Genomic DNA, 16,412 nt, shown 5'->3' with positions numbered 1-16,412 from the left:
CAGGGGACTGGCGCGTATTGCTTCCGACCATCCGCATCACCCGACCGCATCATGAAACGTCCCGCGCTCAAAAACTTCCGCCGCATCGTCGTCAAGGTCGGCTCCTCGCTGCTGATCGACTCCAATGCTGGCGAAGTCCGTTCGGCATGGCTGTCGGCGCTGGCCGCCGATATCGCCAAGCTGCACGGCGAGGGTCGCGATGTTCTCGTCGTCTCGTCAGGCTCGATCGCGCTCGGACGCAGCCGATTGAAACTGCCGCGTGGCCCGCTGAAGCTGGAAGAAAGCCAGGGCGCCGCCGCGGTCGGACAGATCGCGCTGGCGCGGATCTGGTCGGAAGTGCTCGGCGCTCATGGCATCGGCGCCGGGCAGATCCTGGTAACACTGCAGGACACCGAGGAGCGCCGCCGTTATCTGAACGCACGCTCGACCATCGCCAAACTGCTGGAGTGGCGCGCGGTACCCGTGATCAACGAGAACGACACGGTCGCCACCAACGAGATCCGCTACGGCGACAATGACCGCCTCGCCGCGCGCGTCGCCACCATGACGAGCGCCGATCTGCTGATTCTGTTGTCCGACATCGACGGGCTCTATGACGCGCCGCCCGGCGCCAATCCCAACGCAAAGCTGATTCCGATCGTCGAGTCCGTCACCTCGGAGATCGAGCGCATGGCGGGCGCCGCCGAATCCGAACTGTCGCGCGGCGGCATGTTCACCAAAATCGAGGCGGCAAAAATCGCGACGACATCAGGCACCCATATGCTGATCGCCTCCGGCAAGATCGAGCATCCGCTGCAGGCAATATCAGACGGCGGACGCTGCACCTGGTTCCTGACGTCAGCCAATCCCATCACCGCGCGCAAGCGATGGATCGCGGGCTCGCTGGAGCCGAAGGGCACGCTGACCATCGATGCGGGTGCGGTCGCAGCGCTCCGTGCGGGGAAAAGCCTGCTGCCAGCCGGCGTGATCCGGATCGAAGGCCAGTTCGCCCGCGGCGATGCGGTCGTGGTGCGCGGCCCTGATACCCACGAGATCGGCCGCGGCCTCGTCGCCTACGACGCCGAGGATGCGGAGAAGATCAAGGGCCGCTCGTCGCCGGACGTGATGGCCATTTTGGGCATCAGCGGTCGCGCTGAGATGATCCACCGCGACGATCTGGTGGTGGGTCCGGCCGGGGCAATTCCGGCCAAGTAGGCCACTGGCCGAGCTGCCTGTTTCCGATATCGCCAGCCAGCCATGCCGGCTCCGGACCTCGCAAAAGCGGGATTTCCGTGCTAGCACATGGCCTTACTCTTGACCCCGAGACCTCCGATGACCGCGCCACTCAAGGCTATCGACGGTAACGCCGATCTGCCCGCTTTGATGACCGACCTCGCTTCCCATGCGCGCGACGCCGCGCGGGTGCTGGCGCTGGCGCCGCCGGAGCAGAAGGACCGGGCGCTGGAAGCGATCGAACGGGCGATCCACGCCAACGCGGCAAAGATCCTCGCGGCCAATGCCGAGGACGTCGGGGAAGTCCGCGCTACTGGCGCGACCTCCGCCTTCATCGACCGCCTGACGCTGACACCGGCGCGCATCGACGCGATAGCCGATGGCGTCGCGACCGTGCGCGGCATCCCCGATCCGGTGGGCGCCGTCACCGAAAGCTGGCAGCGGCCGAACGGCATGACCATCGAGCGCGTGCGCGTGCCGCTTGGCGTGATCGGCGTGATCTTCGAGAGCCGCCCCAATGTCGCCGCCGACGCCGGCGTGCTGTGCCTGAAGTCTGGTAATGCGGTGGTCCTGCGCGGCGGCTCCGACAGCTTCCGCTCCTGCCGGGCGATTCACGAAGCCCTGGTACAGGGCCTGCGTGAGGCAGGCCTGCCGGAAGCCGCGATCACGCTGGTGCCGACGCGCGACCGCGCAGCGGTCGGGCTGATGCTGTCAGGCCTGAACGGCGGCATCGACGTCATCGTGCCGCGCGGCGGCAAGAGCCTGGTGGCGCGGGTTGAAGCGGAAGCGCGCGTGCCGGTGTTTGCGCATCTCGAAGGCGTCAACCACGTCTATGTCGACCGCACCGCCAATCTCGATATGGCCAGGTCGATCGTGTTGAACGCCAAGATGCGCCGGACCGGCGTCTGCGGCGCCGCCGAGACGCTGCTGGTCGATCGCGCAGGCGCCGCCGCCAGTCTGAAGCCGCTGATCGAGATGCTGATCGAATCCGGCTGCGAGGTGCGCGGCGACGACGCCGTGCAGAAGGTCGACGCGCGGGTGAAGCCGGCATCCGACGATGACTGGGATACCGAGTATCTCGATGCCATCATCGCCGCGCGTGTCGTCGACGGCGTTGACGGGGCAATCACGCACATCCGAAACCACGGCTCGCGCCACACCGATGCGATTGTGGCCGAGGATGCCAAAGCGGCCGAGAAATTCCTCCAGGGAGGTCGATTCGGCGATCGTGCTGCATAATGCTTCGACGCAGTTCGCCGACGGCGGCGAGTTCGGCTTCGGCGCGGAGATCGGGATTGCCACCGGCAAATTCCACGCCCGCGGGCCGGTCGGAGCCGAGCAACTGACCAGCTTCAAATACCGCGTTCGCGGCACCGGGCAGACGCGGCCGTGACCGCCAGCCCGCGCACGCGGTGACCCCTCCGATGAAATTGCAATCCGCCGCGCAAGCCATTCCCTTCCATACCAATGGCATGCGCGTCGGCCTGCTCGGCGGCTCATTCAATCCGCCGCACGCGGCGCATCGCGCCATCAGCCTGTTTGCGCTGAAGCGCTTGAAGCTCGATCGCGTTTGGTGGCTGCTGACACCCGGCAATCCGCTCAAGGATACCGGCCGGCTGCATGGCCTTGGCGAACGGGCGCGCGCCGCGCGCGACGTCGCCGACGATCCGCGCATCGATATCAGTTGTCTCGAAGCTGTCATCGGCACCAGGTACACTGTCGACACGATCATTCATTTGCGCCGCCGCGTTTCCGGCGTGCGCTTCGTCTGGATCATGGGCGCCGACAATCTCGCGCAGTTCCATCGCTGGAAGGATTGGCGGCGCATCGCTGCCGAGGTGCCGCTCGCCGTGATCGATCGTCCGCCGCAGAGTTTCCGGGCGCTCGCCGCGCCGGCTGCCCAGGCGCTGGCGCGGTATAGGTTGCCCGAGAATCAGGCGGCCCGGCTAGCCGACCAGCAGGCGCCGGCCTGGGTTTTCCTTACCGGCATGAAACTGAACCTGTCGTCGACGGGCCTGCGGAACTCCGACGGGAGCTGGAAGGCAAAAAAGAAGTGACAGTTCGGTCTGAACCGGCGGGTGGGGACACTGGAATATTGAAACCATTAACCCCACATGCCTAATATGGTCCGCGGACGTCGGGATTCGGCGTTCGCGATACAGTGAAAGGAATGGTCCCTGGCCACATCTGTATTGTCCAAGTCCAAGTCTGTTTTACCCAAGGCAACTAGCAAGACTTCTGGCAAATCCGCCAAGAACACGGGTAAAACATCGACACAAGCTGCAGCCTTGAAGGCGCAACCCGACGCCGACAAGACGCTGAATATGATCCTCTCCCGCCTCGACGATATGAAGGCGGAAGAAACGATCACCATCGACCTTCGCGGCAAATCCGCCTTTTCCGACTACATGATCGTCACGTCAGGCCGGGCCAACCGGCATGTCGGCGCGATCGCGGAAAACGTCACGAAAGCCCTGAAGGAAACCGGCATCAAGAACATCCATGTCGAGGGCTTGCCCAATTGCGACTGGGTGCTGATCGATTCCGGCGATGTGGTCGTGCACGTGTTCAGACCCGAGGTGCGCGAATTCTACAATCTTGAAAGGTTGTGGACGCAAAACCCGGCGGCGGCAGCGATCTGAAACCTCGGCCGATGCGAATCGGCTAAGGCGCATGTAGTTTGCAGCGCGCGCGAAAAACGCGCGTGCCGGAAAGTGCACGCCAGAAACAGCATTCATGCGCCTCGTCGTGGTTTCAATAGGCCGGCTGAAGCAGGGCCCCGAGCAGGAGCTGGCCGAACGCTACCGCGAGCGCTTCGAGGACATCGGACGCAAGCTCGGCTTTCGCGGGCTTTCGGTCCATGAAATTCCCGAAAGCCGCGCGCGCGACACTGCGACCCGGATATCGGAGGAGGCCGCCGCGATTTCGGCGGCGATACCGGAGAAATCCGTGCTGGTGGCGCTGGACGAGCACGGCAGGAACATCGATAGCGCAACCTTCGCCCGGCAACTCGGCGATTGGCGGGATGAAGGGATCGCCAACACAATTTTCGCCATCGGCGGCGCGGACGGACTTTCGCCCGATTTGCAGCGCAAGGCTAAATTACGCATTGCGTTCGGCTCGGCGACCTGGCCGCATCAAATGGTTCGCGTCATGCTTCTTGAACAGATTTATCGGGCCGCCACCATTCTGGCCGGCCACCCCTACCACCGCGCGTAAGGCACGGTGAGGTGAATACAGAGAACGCTGAATAGGCCGGATGCACCCAACGCGGAACATTCATTCGTACCCTGGCACCGCTGAGCGCGGCGCGTCGATGTCAGCCGTCTCACTTCCCTTGATCCTGCTGTCCGCAAGCCTTGCCGTGGCGCCGCTTTCGCCGGCGGTCGCGCAATCCTCGGCGACAGCGCAGCAAGCGACCGCCGTTTCCCCCGATGCCATCAAGCAGCGCGAGCAGGAACTGGAGGCCACGCGCGAGCAGCAGCGCAAGGCGGCCGAGCTGCAACAAAAGCTGAAGGCCGATATCGCAGCGATCGGACAGGACCGCTCCAAGCTCAACCAGCAACTGATCGACATCGCCACCCAGGTTCGCAACGTCGAGACACGCATCGGCGAGACCGAGGGGCGGCTACGCCCGCTCGATGCCCGCGAGCAGCAGATCCGCGCTTCGCTCGATTCACGGCGCTCCGAAATCGTCGAGGTGCTGGCCGCCTTGCAGCGTGCCGGACGGCGCACCCCGCCCGCACTGCTGGTCAGGCCCGAGGACGCGCTGCAATCGCTGCGCACCGCCATGCTGCTCGGATCGGTCGTCCCCGAACTGCGCGGACGTGCGGAGAAACTCGCTACCGATCTCGGCGAGTTGGTGAACTTGCGCAAGACCATCGCCACCGAGCGCGACGTGCTGGCCCGGGACCGCGACAGGCTCCAGGACGATTCTGTCAGGCTGGCTGCGCTGGTGGAGGAACGACAGCGCAAGCAGAGCGCGATCGAAAAGGACATGGAGGCCGAAGGCGCACGCGCCATCAACCTGTCCAGGCAGGTCGATGGTCTGCAAGGCCTGATCGCGAAAATGGAACAAGATTTGAAAAGCGCCGCCAAGGCGGCCGCAACCGCCAGCCTGCAGGGCACCCCGGCTGCCCCGGGCGGCAAGCCCAATCTGGGAGCACTGAAAGATCCCGCCCGGCTAAGCCCGGCGATCGCCTTTGCCTCCGCCAAGGGGCTGTTCGCCTTTCCGGTCAATGGCCGCAAGATTCGCAATTTTGGCGGTTCCGATGGGGCGGGTGGCGTGGAAAAAGGCATTTCTTTGGCGACCCGCGCCGGAGCTCAGGTCACAACACCGTGTGACGGCTGGGTTGTTTACGCCGGACCCTTCCGCAGCTACGGACAACTCTTGATCCTCAATGCCGGGGGCGGGTATCATGTCCTGATCGCCGGGATGGAGCGCATTTCGGTAAACATCGGCCAGTTTGTACTTACGGGAGAGCCGGTCGCGACCATGGGAACGACGTCCCAAGTCGCATCCATTCTCGCGACGACCGCGAGCCAGCCGGTGCTCTATGTCGAGTTCCGCAAAGACGGCACTCCAATTGACTCAGGCCCATGGTGGGCCACAAGTGAAGGCGAAAAGGTTCGCGGATGATGCGCAAGACTTCTGTAATTCTTCTCAGCGCCGCCACCGGTGCGGCTTTGACGCTCTTCGTCACGCAGCCTCGTTCCGTGCTGATGGGATCGAGTGCGCGTGCTGCGACGTCGGACACCTACCGCCAGCTCAATCTGTTCGGCGACGTGTTCGAGCGTGTGCGCAGCGACTATGTCGAGAAGCCCGACGACTCCAAGCTGGTCGAATCGGCGATCTCGGGCATGCTGACCGGACTCGATCCGCATTCCAGCTACATGGACGCCAAGAGCTTCCGCGACATGCAGGTGCAGACCCGCGGTGAATTCGGCGGGCTCGGCATCGAGGTCACGATGGAAGATGGGCTGATCAAGGTCGTCTCGCCGATCGACGACACGCCGGCGTCGAAGGCCGGCATCATGGCCAACGATATCATCACCAATCTCGACGACGAAGCGGTGCAGGGTCTCACCCTCAACCAGGCGGTCGAGAAGATGCGCGGACCGGTCAACACCAAGATCCGTCTCAAGATCATCCGCAAGGGTCAGGACGTTCCGATTGAAGTGACGCTGGTGCGCGACAACATCCGGGTCCGCTCCGTCCGTGCGCGCGTCGAACAGGACGACATCGCCTATATCCGCGTCACCACCTTCAACGAGCAGACCACCGAAGGCCTGAAGCGCGAGATCGGCAACCTCTCGAACCAGATCGGCGACAAGCTGAAGGGCTACATCATCGACCTGCGCAATAATCCCGGCGGCTTGCTGGAGGAAGCGGTCACCGTTTCCGACGCCTTCCTGGAACGCGGCGAGATCGTCTCGACCCGCGGCCGCAATGCCGAGGAGACCCAGCGCCGCGCCGCGCATTCGGGCGACCTGACCAAGGGCAAGCCGATCATCGTGCTGGTCAACGGCGGCTCGGCTTCGGCTTCCGAAATCGTCGCCGGCGCGCTGCAGGACCACAAGCGCGCGACGCTTGTCGGCACGCGCTCATTCGGCAAGGGCTCGGTGCAGACCATCATCCCGCTCGGCAGCGGCAACGGCGCGCTGCGCCTCACCACCGCGCGCTACTTCACGCCGTCGGGCAAGTCGATCCAGGCCAAGGGCATCGTGCCCGATATCGAGGTGCTGCAGGACGTGCCGGACGAATTGAAGGCGCGCACCGACACCAAGGGCGAGGCCTCGCTGCGTGGCCATTTGAAGACCGATGGCGACGAGAAGACCGGCTCGCAATCCTACGTGCCGCCGGATGCCAAGGACGACAAGGCGCTGAAGACCGCCGCCGACCTGCTGCACGGCATCAAGTCGACGGCAAGCGCACCGGCGACCGGCGACAAGGCGGCAGTCGACAAGCCAGCCAAGGCGGCGAACTGATCGTAGCCCCGTAATTTCCGGGAAAGGCGGCCTCCGGGCCGCCGGTTTGTTGCTGCTCCGACCCGTCCGGTGGCCCGGCGAGGCGGCTTTTGCGCGCGGCGCAGCGCTCGAACCGGACTCCTCGTGGTATCGTCGGCGAGGTTGATTCGGGGAGGGCTATGACGGAAACGGCCGACGAACTGAGCACGCCGCTTGGACAGAAGACGGAGCGCCCGAAGCGGCGGTTTCGGCTGCCGTTCACCGCGGTACAGGCGCTCGCCATGCTGCTCGGCCTGTTCCTGGTTGCCTTCCTGTCGATCGCTCTGTTTAACGACAATCCCTTGGGTGGCGAGCCCGTCGCCCACGTCGCTTTGCGCGGGCCTGTGGGGGACGACAAGCAGCCGGCGGCTTCCGGCCACGCCGACCAGACCGCAAAAAGTCCGATGCAGCAGGCCCCGGCCGGCGACAGTAAGGGTGATAATAAGACCGTCACCATCATCGATGGCTCCAGCGGCAAGCGCCAAGACGTCGTGATCGGCAGCGATGCAGCGGACAAGTCCGGCTCGGACTCCGGGCCGGCAACCGCGATGGCCGGCATCGATCAGCGGCTCCTCGAAAAGTCGCGCTACGGCATGATCCCGGCGGTTGCCGACGGTCTGAAACCCTTCACTGTCTACGCGGCCGACGCCGACCGCACCAAGGCCGCGAAGATGCCGGTGGTCGCCATCGTCATCGGCGGCCTCGGCGTCGGCGCTGCCAAGACGACCGATGCCATCATGAAACTGCCGCCGGCCGTGACCCTGGCGTTTACGCCTTATGGGGCGGATCCCGCCAAGTTGGCCGAACGGGCCCGCGCGCAGCGCCACGAGATCCTGCTGCAGGTTCCAATGGAGCCGTTCGATTATCCCGATAACGATCCCGGCCCGCAGACCCTGCTCACAACGCTGACGTCGGAGCAGAACATCGACCGGCTGTACTGGCACCTCAGCCGCTTCCAGGGCTATGCCGGGATCGCCAATTTCATGGGGGCGCGTTTCACGGCCACTGACACAGTGATGCAGCCGATCATCCGGGAGGCAGCCAAGCGTGGCCTCGGCTATCTCGATGACGGCTCCTCGCCGCGGAGCGCCGCGCCGTCCCTGACGGCCGCCCAATCGATGCCCTTCGCCAAGGCCGATTTCACCATCGATGCCGTGCCGACCTCGGCCGAAATCGACCGGACGCTGGTGAAACTGGAAACGCTCGCCAAGGAGCGCGGACTGGCTGTGGGCGTAGCCTCGGCGCTACCGGTTTCGATCGAGCGGATTGCCGCCTGGATCAAGACCCTCGAGGCCCGCGGCATCATGCTTGTGCCATTGACAACGGCGATGCTGAAATCAAAATCAGGCTAGAGATCAACCTGATGGCAGCAATCCGGGCTCCCTCGGATTGCGCCGCCCGGCCGGTTTGCGGGTGACTTGCTGCAGCTATAGGAGTCCTGACGGAAATGGCGCGCTACGAGGACCTGCCCTACCGGACCTGCGTCGGCATGATGCTGATCAATGCAGCCGGGCTGGTTTTCATTGGCCGGCGCGCTGGCGGCATTGAACATGTCGACGAATCCCACGTCTGGCAGATGCCGCAGGGCGGGGTCGATCCCGGCGAGGATACTTGGGAGGCCGCCAAGCGCGAGCTTTACGAGGAAACCAGCGTTCGCTCGGTGGAGAAGCTTGGCGAAGTCCCGGATTGGCTGATCTACGACATTCCACGCACGGTGGCCGGCCGTGCCTGGAAGGGCCGTTATCGCGGGCAACGGCAGAAATGGTACGCGGTGCGTTTCACCGGCAGGGATAATGAGATCAACGTCGCCAGCCCCGGCGGCGGGCACAAGGCCGAATTCGTTAGCTGGCGATGGGAGCCGATGAAGAACCTCCCGAACCTGATCGTTCCGTTCAAGCGGCCGGTCTATGAGCGCGTGGTCAAGGAATTCGCCAGCCTTGCGGGCGGTTAGCCATTTTCGTTGTGACGCATCCTTCGTGACGAGAACAGGCACTCATGTCCGACAAACCCTATCGCCCCAACGTGGGGATCGCGCTGTTCAACACCTCGGGTCAGGTGCTGATCGGCCGCCGTTTCCGTGACGACGGGCCGGAAATCATCTTGCCGGGTCTGGAATGGCAGATGCCCCAGGGCGGCATCGACGCCGACGAGAACCCGCGCGATGCCGTCATGCGCGAACTCTGGGAGGAGACCGGGGCGGTCAGCGCCGAATACCTCGGCGAGACCGATTGGATGAATTACGAATTTCCGCCGTATGATGGGCCGATCGACCATCGCTTGGCGAAATTTCGTGGCCAGCGGCAGAAATGGTTCGCATTGCGGTTCACCGGCCGCGACGACGAGATCGACCCGCTGACGCAGCGCAACGGCCAGCCGGCCGAATTCGATTCCTGGCGCTGGGAGCGGCTCGACCGTGTCGCGGACCTCGTGGTGCCGTTCCGGCGCGACGTGTACCGGATGGTGGTGCAGCAGTTCGCGGAATTCGCCCGCTAGATTCAATCGAACCGAAAGGCTCGAGACTGCGTCTAACCACACGGTGGAGGCGAGGCGCTTGACAGTGGTTTGTCGCTGAATATTTTTTGCGCAAAGCGGATTCTCCGCCGTAATCCACTCAGAGGAAACGATAGAGCGACCGTCAAGGGATGACGAAGATGATCGACGAAAAACTGGCCCGTTTGCGTACGCATCGCAACAATATCGACCGTTATCGCCGTCTTCTTAAAACCAGGCTGACAGAGCTTGAACAGCAGTACATCGAAAAGCGGCTCTCCGAAGAACAGTCGGCTCTGGAAAGACTCGCGGCCTCTACATTTCCGCTCACTTTCCAGGCCCCGGAACAGCATTCTCACAGACTGGAGCCGCCGATCTCGTCGGCGGCCTGAGATGTCCGTTGCCGCGCGCCGCTCGACCGATCCAGCCAAGGCCGGGAATAGCCGGCGTGACCCAATGTTTACCTGACATGAAGGACGTAACCGTAACCAAGCGCCGCCGGAGTTGGGAATGGCGGGTAACAGACGAGAACGGCAGGCCGATCATGGGCGGCCGAGAACGCAGCCGGCTGGCCGCCCGCTATCAGGGTTACCGAACCTTGTTCATGCTGCTCGCCATCGGCCCAAGGCCGCATGAAATGCAGGCTCTGCGCGGGGGCCGCATCGGGCAAACGGTTGCGCGCGACCGGCCTCACCCAGTCGTGCGAACGGCGCCCTCGGCATCGGCGGGACCGGGATCGGACGGCTTCGCGCCCGAATAAGCATCCGACCACCGTCGTGACGGCGCGCAAAAATTTTGCCTGCCCGTCTTGAAACTTTTCGCCCGATTTCTAATTCGATTTCTGCCGCGGACAGCGGTGCCGGATGCCAACCTGGGTCCGGCGAGTTGAGCGGGCGCCGGACGGTGTCCGACGCTCCTTCGTATCCATCTTGCTCTTAGGAGGACTTGGTTATGAGGACCTTTGACTTCTCGCCCCTGTGGCGTTCCACGATCGGCTTCGATCATCTGGCCGATCTGCTCGACAGCAGCTTGCAGCACACGGCCGACGACAATTACCCGCCCTATAATGTCGAACGCTGCGGCGAAGGCGCCTACCGGATTTCGCTCGCGCTTGCCGGTTTCGGCATGGACGATATTGCCGTAACCGCAGAACGCGACACACTGATCATCGAGGGCAAGAAGCCCGACGCCGAGCAACGCGAATACCTCTATCACGGAATCGCGGCCCGGCCGTTCCGGCGGGTGTTCAATCTCGCCGACTATGTGCAGGTCAAGCAGGCCTCGTTCAAGGACGGGCTGTTGATCGTCGATCTCGTTCGCGAAGTGCCCGACGCGATGAAGCCACGGCGCATCCCGATCGGCAACGCCGGCGCTTCCCATCAGATCGAGCAGAAGGCGGCTTAAGCCGCTTCGGCATACCGGCTCGGCGCGCGGATAACCGGCCGCGCGCGAGCCAATGCAAGCAACATCAGCAATCTCTGTAAGGAGGACATTATGGCTATTCGTGATCTGATCCCCTGGTCGAGAAACCAGGATCTTGCGCATACGCGCGACAGCTTCGATCCCTTCTTCACCTTGCACCGGGAGATGAATCGGCTGTTCGATGACGTTTTCCGCGGCTTCGCAACGCCTGCGCGTTTCGGCACTCCGCTGATGGAAGGTCGCTTCGGATGGCCAAGCATCGAGCTCAACGAAACCGACAAGGAGCTGAAGGTATCGGCTGAGTTGCCCGGGCTGACGGAAAAGGACGTTCAGGTCGAAATCGCCAATGGCGTTCTGACACTGCGCGGTGAGAAGAAATCCGAACGAACCGATAATGGCGGAAGGTACTTCACCGAACGCTACTACGGAGCGTTCGAGCGGCAGATCCCGCTCGATGGCGTCGTCGAAGATAAGGCCGAAGCCAAATTCCATGACGGTGTCTTGACCATCACGCTGCCGAAGTCCGAACAAGCTCGTTCGGCCATCAAGCGCATTCCCATCGTCAATCAGTGACGAGAATGGCGGCGGCGCAGTGCGCCGTCGCCACCACCAACATCTCGATCGAAAGGAGAGCTGGGAGACCCTGTCGATGAGCAAGGCCGATCTGAGCACCACTGAATTTGCGTTATTTCATCCCGCCGCGCATTACGGCTCCCCAAATAAAGTATTGGACGACCAGCAGCTTTCCGACGCCGAGAAGCGGGTGATTTTGTCGTCGTGGGCGTCCGACATGTTCGCGGTCAGAATCCTGCCCGAGCCTGCGCGAGATTCCCTGCATGGGTCACACCATCCGCCTCGCCGACGTCCTCCCCGCTCTGCGCCAGCTTGACGGCGATGAAGAAATCCGGCCGCGTACCAAAATCAGCACGCGATGGCGGCCGCGTTGGAAAACCGTATTGCAGGAGCCCTCATCATGCTGACACCAGCCATTTTGGCCATTGCATGGGTCAACCATGCAGCCGCCTTGTGGGCGGCGCCATGGCTTGCCTTGCAGCACGGCGCGGCACCGCAAGCCGGCTCCTGATCCGAACCCTCCTTAATCCGCGGACGAGAACCCACGTGAACCGATTTTTCGCGATTGTGCTGACGAGCCTGGTCGGCACCACGACTGTTGCAGCTCCGGCCTCGGGACAAATTCCGAGCCTGCGAACCGGCGGCACAGTACCGACGCTGGCACCTTTGGTGCGCGATGTCACGCCGGCCGTAGTCAACATCGCCGTGCACGGCAAGATCCGCCAGGACAATCCGCTCTATCGCGATCCGCTGTTCCGGGAGTTTTTCGACGTCCCGAAACAGCTCGAGAAGGAAATCAACGCCACCGGCTCTGGCGTCATCGTCGATGCGCAGAAAGGCTATGTCCTGACCAACAACCATGTCGTCGACCAGGTCGCCACGGTTCAGATCAAGACCAAGGACGGCCGGCAACTCTCGGCCAAGGTGATCGGGCGCGATCCCGGCACCGACATTGCGGTGTTGCGGATTCAATCTCCGTCCGCATTGAAGGCGATCGCGTTCGGCGACAGTGACGCGCTCGAAGTCGGCGATTTCGTCCTCGCCATCGGCAACCCCTTTGGCCTTGGCCAGACCGTCAACTCCGGCCTTGTCAGCGCGCTTGGCCGCACCGGGCTCGGCAAACAGGGCTATGAGGATTTCATCCAGACGGATGCGGCGATCAATCCCGGCAATTCGGGTGGCGCGCTGGTCAATCTGAAGGGCGAGCTCGTCGGCATCAATTCAGCGATCATTTCGCCGGCCGGCGGCAATGTCGGCATCGGCTTTGCGATCCCCGTCAACATGGCGCGTCGCGTGATGGAACAGATCGTCGAGAACGGCCGCGTCGAGCGTGGCCGGATCGGCATTTCCGTGCGTGAACTAACTCCCGCGACCGACGGCGGACGCAGCGAAGGCGCGCGGATTGCGGAGGTCAGTCCGGGTTCGCCCGCCGAGTTAGCGGGCCTTCGCAAGGGCGATGTCGTACTGAAGGTCGACGACCGCCCGATTCATTCCGCCGCGCAGCTACGAAACCGGATCGGGTTGGCGCGTATCGGCGAACAGGTCCGGTTGACCGTCGATCGTTCTGGGGGACCCCAAACCGTCGCCGTTGCGGTGATGCCGGCCACGGCAGCAAGTAACGTGGAGGGGTCCGCTCAACGGCGATAGCGCGGATCTGACGCTCCCGAACGGAGGCACTTGCCCCGCACAAAAAACTCAGCGCCCGTCACGGGGTGACGAGCGCTGCAAAACAGGCCTTCATTGCGCCCCGGAGCGGTGCCCCGGGGCTTAGTGCATAGCGGTGGCGTTGAGCTCGATCTGGATGCTCTTGAAGTGGTCCAGCCGCTCGATGGCGTGATCGAGCTCGGTGCCTTCCTTCTCGGCAAGCTTGGCTTCCATCTCGGCGATGGTCTCGGCGAACTGCGCGCGGTCGACCTCGGCCATCGAAGTAGCGACGTCGGCCAGCACGGTCAGTCCGTTTTCGGACATCTCGGCGAGCCCACCGAGCACGATGATCTTCTGATGTGCGTCGCCTGACGTGACGGTCAGGATGCCCGGGCGGATCGCGGCCACGACCGGCGCGTGACCGGCCAGCACGCCGAAATCGCCTTCCACGCCGGGAACGTCAACCTGATCGACCTCGCCGGAGAAGGCGAGCTTTTCGGGCGAGACGAGATCGAAATGAAAGGTAGCCATGGAGAACCTGCGAGTAGCGAGTAGCGAATAGCGAGTGGGGAAGAACGGGAGCAGCGCTTTCGCTACTCCCTATTCGCCATTCGCTCCTTAGGCCGCCTCGGCAGCCAGCCTCTTGCCCTTCTCGACGGCTTCCTCGATGGTGCCGACCATGTAGAACGCCGCTTCCGGCAGATGGTCGTACTTGCCTTCGCAGAGGCCGCGGAAGCCCTTGATGGTGTCGGCGAGATCGACGAACTTACCCGGCGAGCCGGTGAAGACTTCGGCGACGTGGAACGGCTGCGACAGAAAGCGCTCGATCTTACGGGCACGGGCCACCGCGATCTTGTCCTCTTCCGACAGTTCGTCCATGCCGAGAATGGCGATGATGTCCTGCAGCGACTTGTACTTCTGCAGCACCTGCTGAACCATGCGCGCCGTCTGATAATGCTCCTCTCCGACGACGAGCGGGGAGAGCATGCGCGAGGTAGAGTCGAGCGGGTCCACCGCCGGGTAGATGCCCTTCTCCGAAATCGCGCGGCTCAGCACCGTGGTCGCGTCCAAGTGGGCGAACGAGGTTGCGGGCGCCGGGTCGGTCAAGTCGTCGGCCGGCACGTAGATCGCCTGCACCGAGGTGATCGAACCCTTATGCGTCGTGGTGATGCGCTCCTGCAGCGCGCCCATGTCGGTGGCGAGCGTCGGCTGATAGCCCACCGCCGAGGGGATGCGGCCGAGCAGCGCCGACACTTCGGAGCCTGCCTGCGTGAAGCGGAAGATGTTGTCGACGAAGAACAGCACGTCCTGGCCCTGGTCGCGGAAGTGCTCAGCGACCGTCAAACCCGTGAGGCCGACGCGGGCGCGGGCGCCAGGCGGCTCGTTCATCTGACCGAACACCAGCGCGCATTTTGATTTCACGCTCGGATCGGGATTGCGCGGATCGGCGTTGACCTTGGACTCGATGAACTCGTGATAGAGGTCGTTGCCTTCGCGGGTACGCTCGCCGACGCCGGCGAACACCGAGTAACCGCCATGCGCCTTGGCGACGTTGTTGATCAATTCCTGAATCAGCACGGTCTTGCCGACGCCGGCGCCGCCGAACAGGCCGATCTTGCCGCCCTTGGCGTAGGGGGCAAGCAGGTCGACGACCTTGATGCCGGTCACAAGGATTTCGGCTTCAGTGGACTGGTCAGTGTAGGTCGGCGCTTCCTGATGGATGGCGCGCTTGCCTTCGGACTTGATCGGACCGGCTTCGTCGATCGGTTCGCCGATGACGTTCATGATGCGACCGAGTGTGCCATCACCGACCGGAATTGCGATGGGCTCGCCGGTGTCGGTCACTTCCTGACCGCGCACCAGACCTTCGGTAGCGTCCATCGCAATCGTGCGCACGGTGGACTCACCGAGGTGCTGCGCGACTTCCAGCACCAGACGGTTGCCGCCGTTCTTGGTCTCCAGCGAATTGAGAATGGCCGGCAGATGACCTTCGAACTGCACGTCGACAACGGCGCCCATGACTTGGGTGACGCGACCGATCTGGTTAGCTGCTGTGGCCATGAATTGCTCTCCTTCGAAATTCTATACTTGAACGACCGTCGGTTGGTTCGTGCGCTAGACCGCCGCCTCGGCGCCGGAGATGATCTCGATCAGCTCCTTGGTGATCTGGGCTTGACGGGTTCGGTTGTAGACCAGGGTTTGCTTGCGGATCATTTCGCCGGCGTTGCGGGTGGCGTTGTCCATCGCGCTCATCTGCGCGCCGTAGAAAGAGGCGTTATTTTCCAGGAGCGCGCGGAAGACCTGCACTGCAAGATTGCGCGGCAGCAGCCGCGCCAGAATCTCGTCCTCTTCCGGCTCGTACTCGTAAGCGATCGACGGACCGGCATTGGCGGCCGGCGCTTCGACCACCAACGGAATGACCTGCTGGGCGGTCGGGATCTGCGCGATGACGGACTTGAACCGCGAGTAGAATAACGTGCAGACGTCAAACTCACCGGCTTCGAACCGTGTCAGGATCTTCTTGGCGATATCCTCGGCGTTGACGAAGCCGAGCTGGCGAACCCCACGCAGATCGACGTGCTCGACGATCTGCCTATCGAAGGTGCGGCGGAGCTGGTCGTAGCCTTTGCGGCCGACGCAGAATATCTTGACGTCCTTGCCTTGGCCCATCAGCGACAGCGCGCGCTCACGGACCAGACGCACGATCGCCGAATTGAACGCACCACACAGGCCGCGTTCGCCGGTGCAGACGAGCAGCAGATGCACCTGATCCCTGCCAGTGCCGGCCAACAGCGCCGGAGCGCCGGGCGAGCTGGCGGCAGCAGCGGCGATGTTGGAAATCACCGCATCCATCTTTTCGGCGTAGGGCCGGGCCGCTTCGGCGGCGCTCTGCGCGCGCCGCAGCTTCGACGCCGCGACCATCTGCATCGCCTTGGTGATCTTCTGCGTCGCCTTGGTCGAGGCGATGCGGACCCGCATGTCTTTAAGTGAAGCCATTCTCAGTTCACCCCGGCGATCAGTCCTCGAGGATCCGACCGCAAGCCACTCTTTCGTCGGACCCGGCT

The 16,412-nt window shown here is 63.4% G+C and carries 19 protein-coding genes and 1 pseudogene; 17 read left to right on the top strand and 3 right to left on the bottom strand.

Translation table 11 applies throughout. From position 1 onward, the window contains the following. Positions 1-51 precede the first annotated feature (51 nt). The 17 genes and pseudogenes from proB (at position 52) to ACFXS9_RS35340 (ending at position 13,350) form a co-directional block, all read left to right on the top strand. On the top strand, positions 52-1,194 hold the full coding sequence (proB, locus tag ACFXS9_RS35420) for a glutamate 5-kinase (protein ID WP_392697412.1): 1,143 nt from the start codon (positions 52-54) through the stop codon (positions 1,192-1,194). Positions 1,195-1,311: 117 nt separating this feature from the next. Next, positions 1,312-2,605 (top strand): annotated as a pseudogene (locus ACFXS9_RS35415) (glutamate-5-semialdehyde dehydrogenase). 31 nt (positions 2,606-2,636) lie between these two features. Further along, the gene (locus ACFXS9_RS35410) at positions 2,637-3,269 is read left to right on the top strand and encodes a nicotinate-nucleotide adenylyltransferase (RefSeq protein WP_334371999.1); all 633 of its coding nucleotides are present in this window, start codon (positions 2,637-2,639) and stop codon (positions 3,267-3,269) included. 231 nt (positions 3,270-3,500) lie between these two features. Beyond that, entirely contained in the window at positions 3,501-3,854 is a 354-nt protein-coding gene (rsfS, locus tag ACFXS9_RS35405) for a ribosome silencing factor (protein ID WP_057842615.1), read from the top strand. A 94-nt stretch (positions 3,855-3,948) separates the two neighbouring features. Further along, on the top strand, positions 3,949-4,431 hold the full coding sequence (gene rlmH / locus ACFXS9_RS35400; protein ID WP_392697408.1) for a 23S rRNA (pseudouridine(1915)-N(3))-methyltransferase RlmH: 483 nt from the start codon (positions 3,949-3,951) through the stop codon (positions 4,429-4,431). Between the two features lie 97 nt (positions 4,432-4,528). Beyond that, positions 4,529-5,851, top strand: a complete 1,323-nt coding sequence (locus ACFXS9_RS35395; protein ID WP_392697405.1) for a murein hydrolase activator EnvC family protein — start codon at positions 4,529-4,531, stop codon at positions 5,849-5,851. Continuing rightward, positions 5,848-7,200 carry a S41 family peptidase gene (locus ACFXS9_RS35390; RefSeq protein ID WP_392697402.1) on the top strand — a complete coding sequence of 451 codons (1,353 nt, stop codon included), beginning with the start codon at positions 5,848-5,850 and terminating at the stop codon, positions 7,198-7,200. Before ACFXS9_RS35395 ends, ACFXS9_RS35390 begins: the two co-directional genes overlap by 4 nt. A gap of 158 nt (positions 7,201-7,358) precedes the next feature. Further along, positions 7,359-8,570, top strand: a complete 1,212-nt coding sequence (locus ACFXS9_RS35385; RefSeq protein WP_392697400.1) for a divergent polysaccharide deacetylase family protein — start codon at positions 7,359-7,361, stop codon at positions 8,568-8,570. A 95-nt stretch (positions 8,571-8,665) separates the two neighbouring features. After that, entirely contained in the window at positions 8,666-9,169 is a 504-nt protein-coding gene (locus ACFXS9_RS35380; protein WP_392697397.1) for an RNA pyrophosphohydrolase, read from the top strand. 44 nt (positions 9,170-9,213) lie between these two features. Further along, positions 9,214-9,711 (top strand): RNA pyrophosphohydrolase, encoded by a 498-nt coding sequence (locus tag ACFXS9_RS35375; RefSeq protein WP_392697394.1) that lies wholly within the window; start codon positions 9,214-9,216, stop codon positions 9,709-9,711. 158 nt (positions 9,712-9,869) lie between these two features. After that, positions 9,870-10,100: a hypothetical protein gene (locus ACFXS9_RS35370; protein ID WP_392697391.1), complete on the top strand. Its 231-nt coding sequence runs from the start codon at positions 9,870-9,872 to the stop codon at positions 10,098-10,100. Between the two features lie 77 nt (positions 10,101-10,177). Beyond that, entirely contained in the window at positions 10,178-10,468 is a 291-nt protein-coding gene (locus ACFXS9_RS35365) for a hypothetical protein (RefSeq protein ID WP_392697389.1), read from the top strand. Positions 10,469-10,659: 191 nt separating this feature from the next. Next, entirely contained in the window at positions 10,660-11,112 is a 453-nt protein-coding gene (locus tag ACFXS9_RS35360; RefSeq protein ID WP_392697386.1) for an Hsp20 family protein, read from the top strand. A gap of 90 nt (positions 11,113-11,202) precedes the next feature. Beyond that, positions 11,203-11,703 carry an Hsp20/alpha crystallin family protein gene (locus ACFXS9_RS35355; protein WP_392697383.1) on the top strand — a complete coding sequence of 167 codons (501 nt, stop codon included), beginning with the start codon at positions 11,203-11,205 and terminating at the stop codon, positions 11,701-11,703. A 76-nt stretch (positions 11,704-11,779) separates the two neighbouring features. Further along, entirely contained in the window at positions 11,780-12,019 is a 240-nt protein-coding gene (locus ACFXS9_RS35350) for a hypothetical protein (RefSeq protein WP_392697380.1), read from the top strand. 42 nt (positions 12,020-12,061) lie between these two features. Continuing rightward, positions 12,062-12,214 carry a hypothetical protein gene (locus ACFXS9_RS35345; protein WP_392697377.1) on the top strand — a complete coding sequence of 51 codons (153 nt, stop codon included), beginning with the start codon at positions 12,062-12,064 and terminating at the stop codon, positions 12,212-12,214. A 35-nt stretch (positions 12,215-12,249) separates the two neighbouring features. Then, the gene (locus tag ACFXS9_RS35340; protein ID WP_392697374.1) at positions 12,250-13,350 is read left to right on the top strand and encodes a trypsin-like peptidase domain-containing protein; all 1,101 of its coding nucleotides are present in this window, start codon (positions 12,250-12,252) and stop codon (positions 13,348-13,350) included. A 120-nt stretch (positions 13,351-13,470) separates the two neighbouring features. On the opposite strand, the gene ACFXS9_RS35335 is transcribed toward ACFXS9_RS35340, so the two are convergent. From ACFXS9_RS35335 to ACFXS9_RS35325, 3 genes are all read right to left on the bottom strand, one after another. Further along, a complete protein-coding gene (locus ACFXS9_RS35335) occupies positions 13,471-13,878 on the bottom strand; it encodes a F0F1 ATP synthase subunit epsilon (RefSeq protein ID WP_213289908.1) in 408 nt (135 codons plus the stop codon). An 87-nt stretch (positions 13,879-13,965) separates the two neighbouring features. Then, the gene (gene atpD, locus ACFXS9_RS35330; RefSeq protein ID WP_057842602.1) at positions 13,966-15,408 is read right to left on the bottom strand and encodes a F0F1 ATP synthase subunit beta; all 1,443 of its coding nucleotides are present in this window, start codon (positions 15,406-15,408) and stop codon (positions 13,966-13,968) included. A gap of 54 nt (positions 15,409-15,462) precedes the next feature. Next, positions 15,463-16,344, bottom strand: a complete 882-nt coding sequence (locus ACFXS9_RS35325) for a F0F1 ATP synthase subunit gamma (protein ID WP_392697370.1) — start codon at positions 16,342-16,344, stop codon at positions 15,463-15,465. Positions 16,345-16,412 lie beyond the last annotated feature (68 nt).

It is taken from the genome of Bradyrhizobium sp. RDI18 (assembly GCF_043203335.1).
GTDB classification, from domain to species: domain Bacteria; phylum Pseudomonadota; class Alphaproteobacteria; order Rhizobiales; family Xanthobacteraceae; genus Bradyrhizobium; species Bradyrhizobium retamae.
Note: the sequence above shows the minus strand (reverse complement) of the source record. Positions and strands in the feature narration are given on the sequence as shown.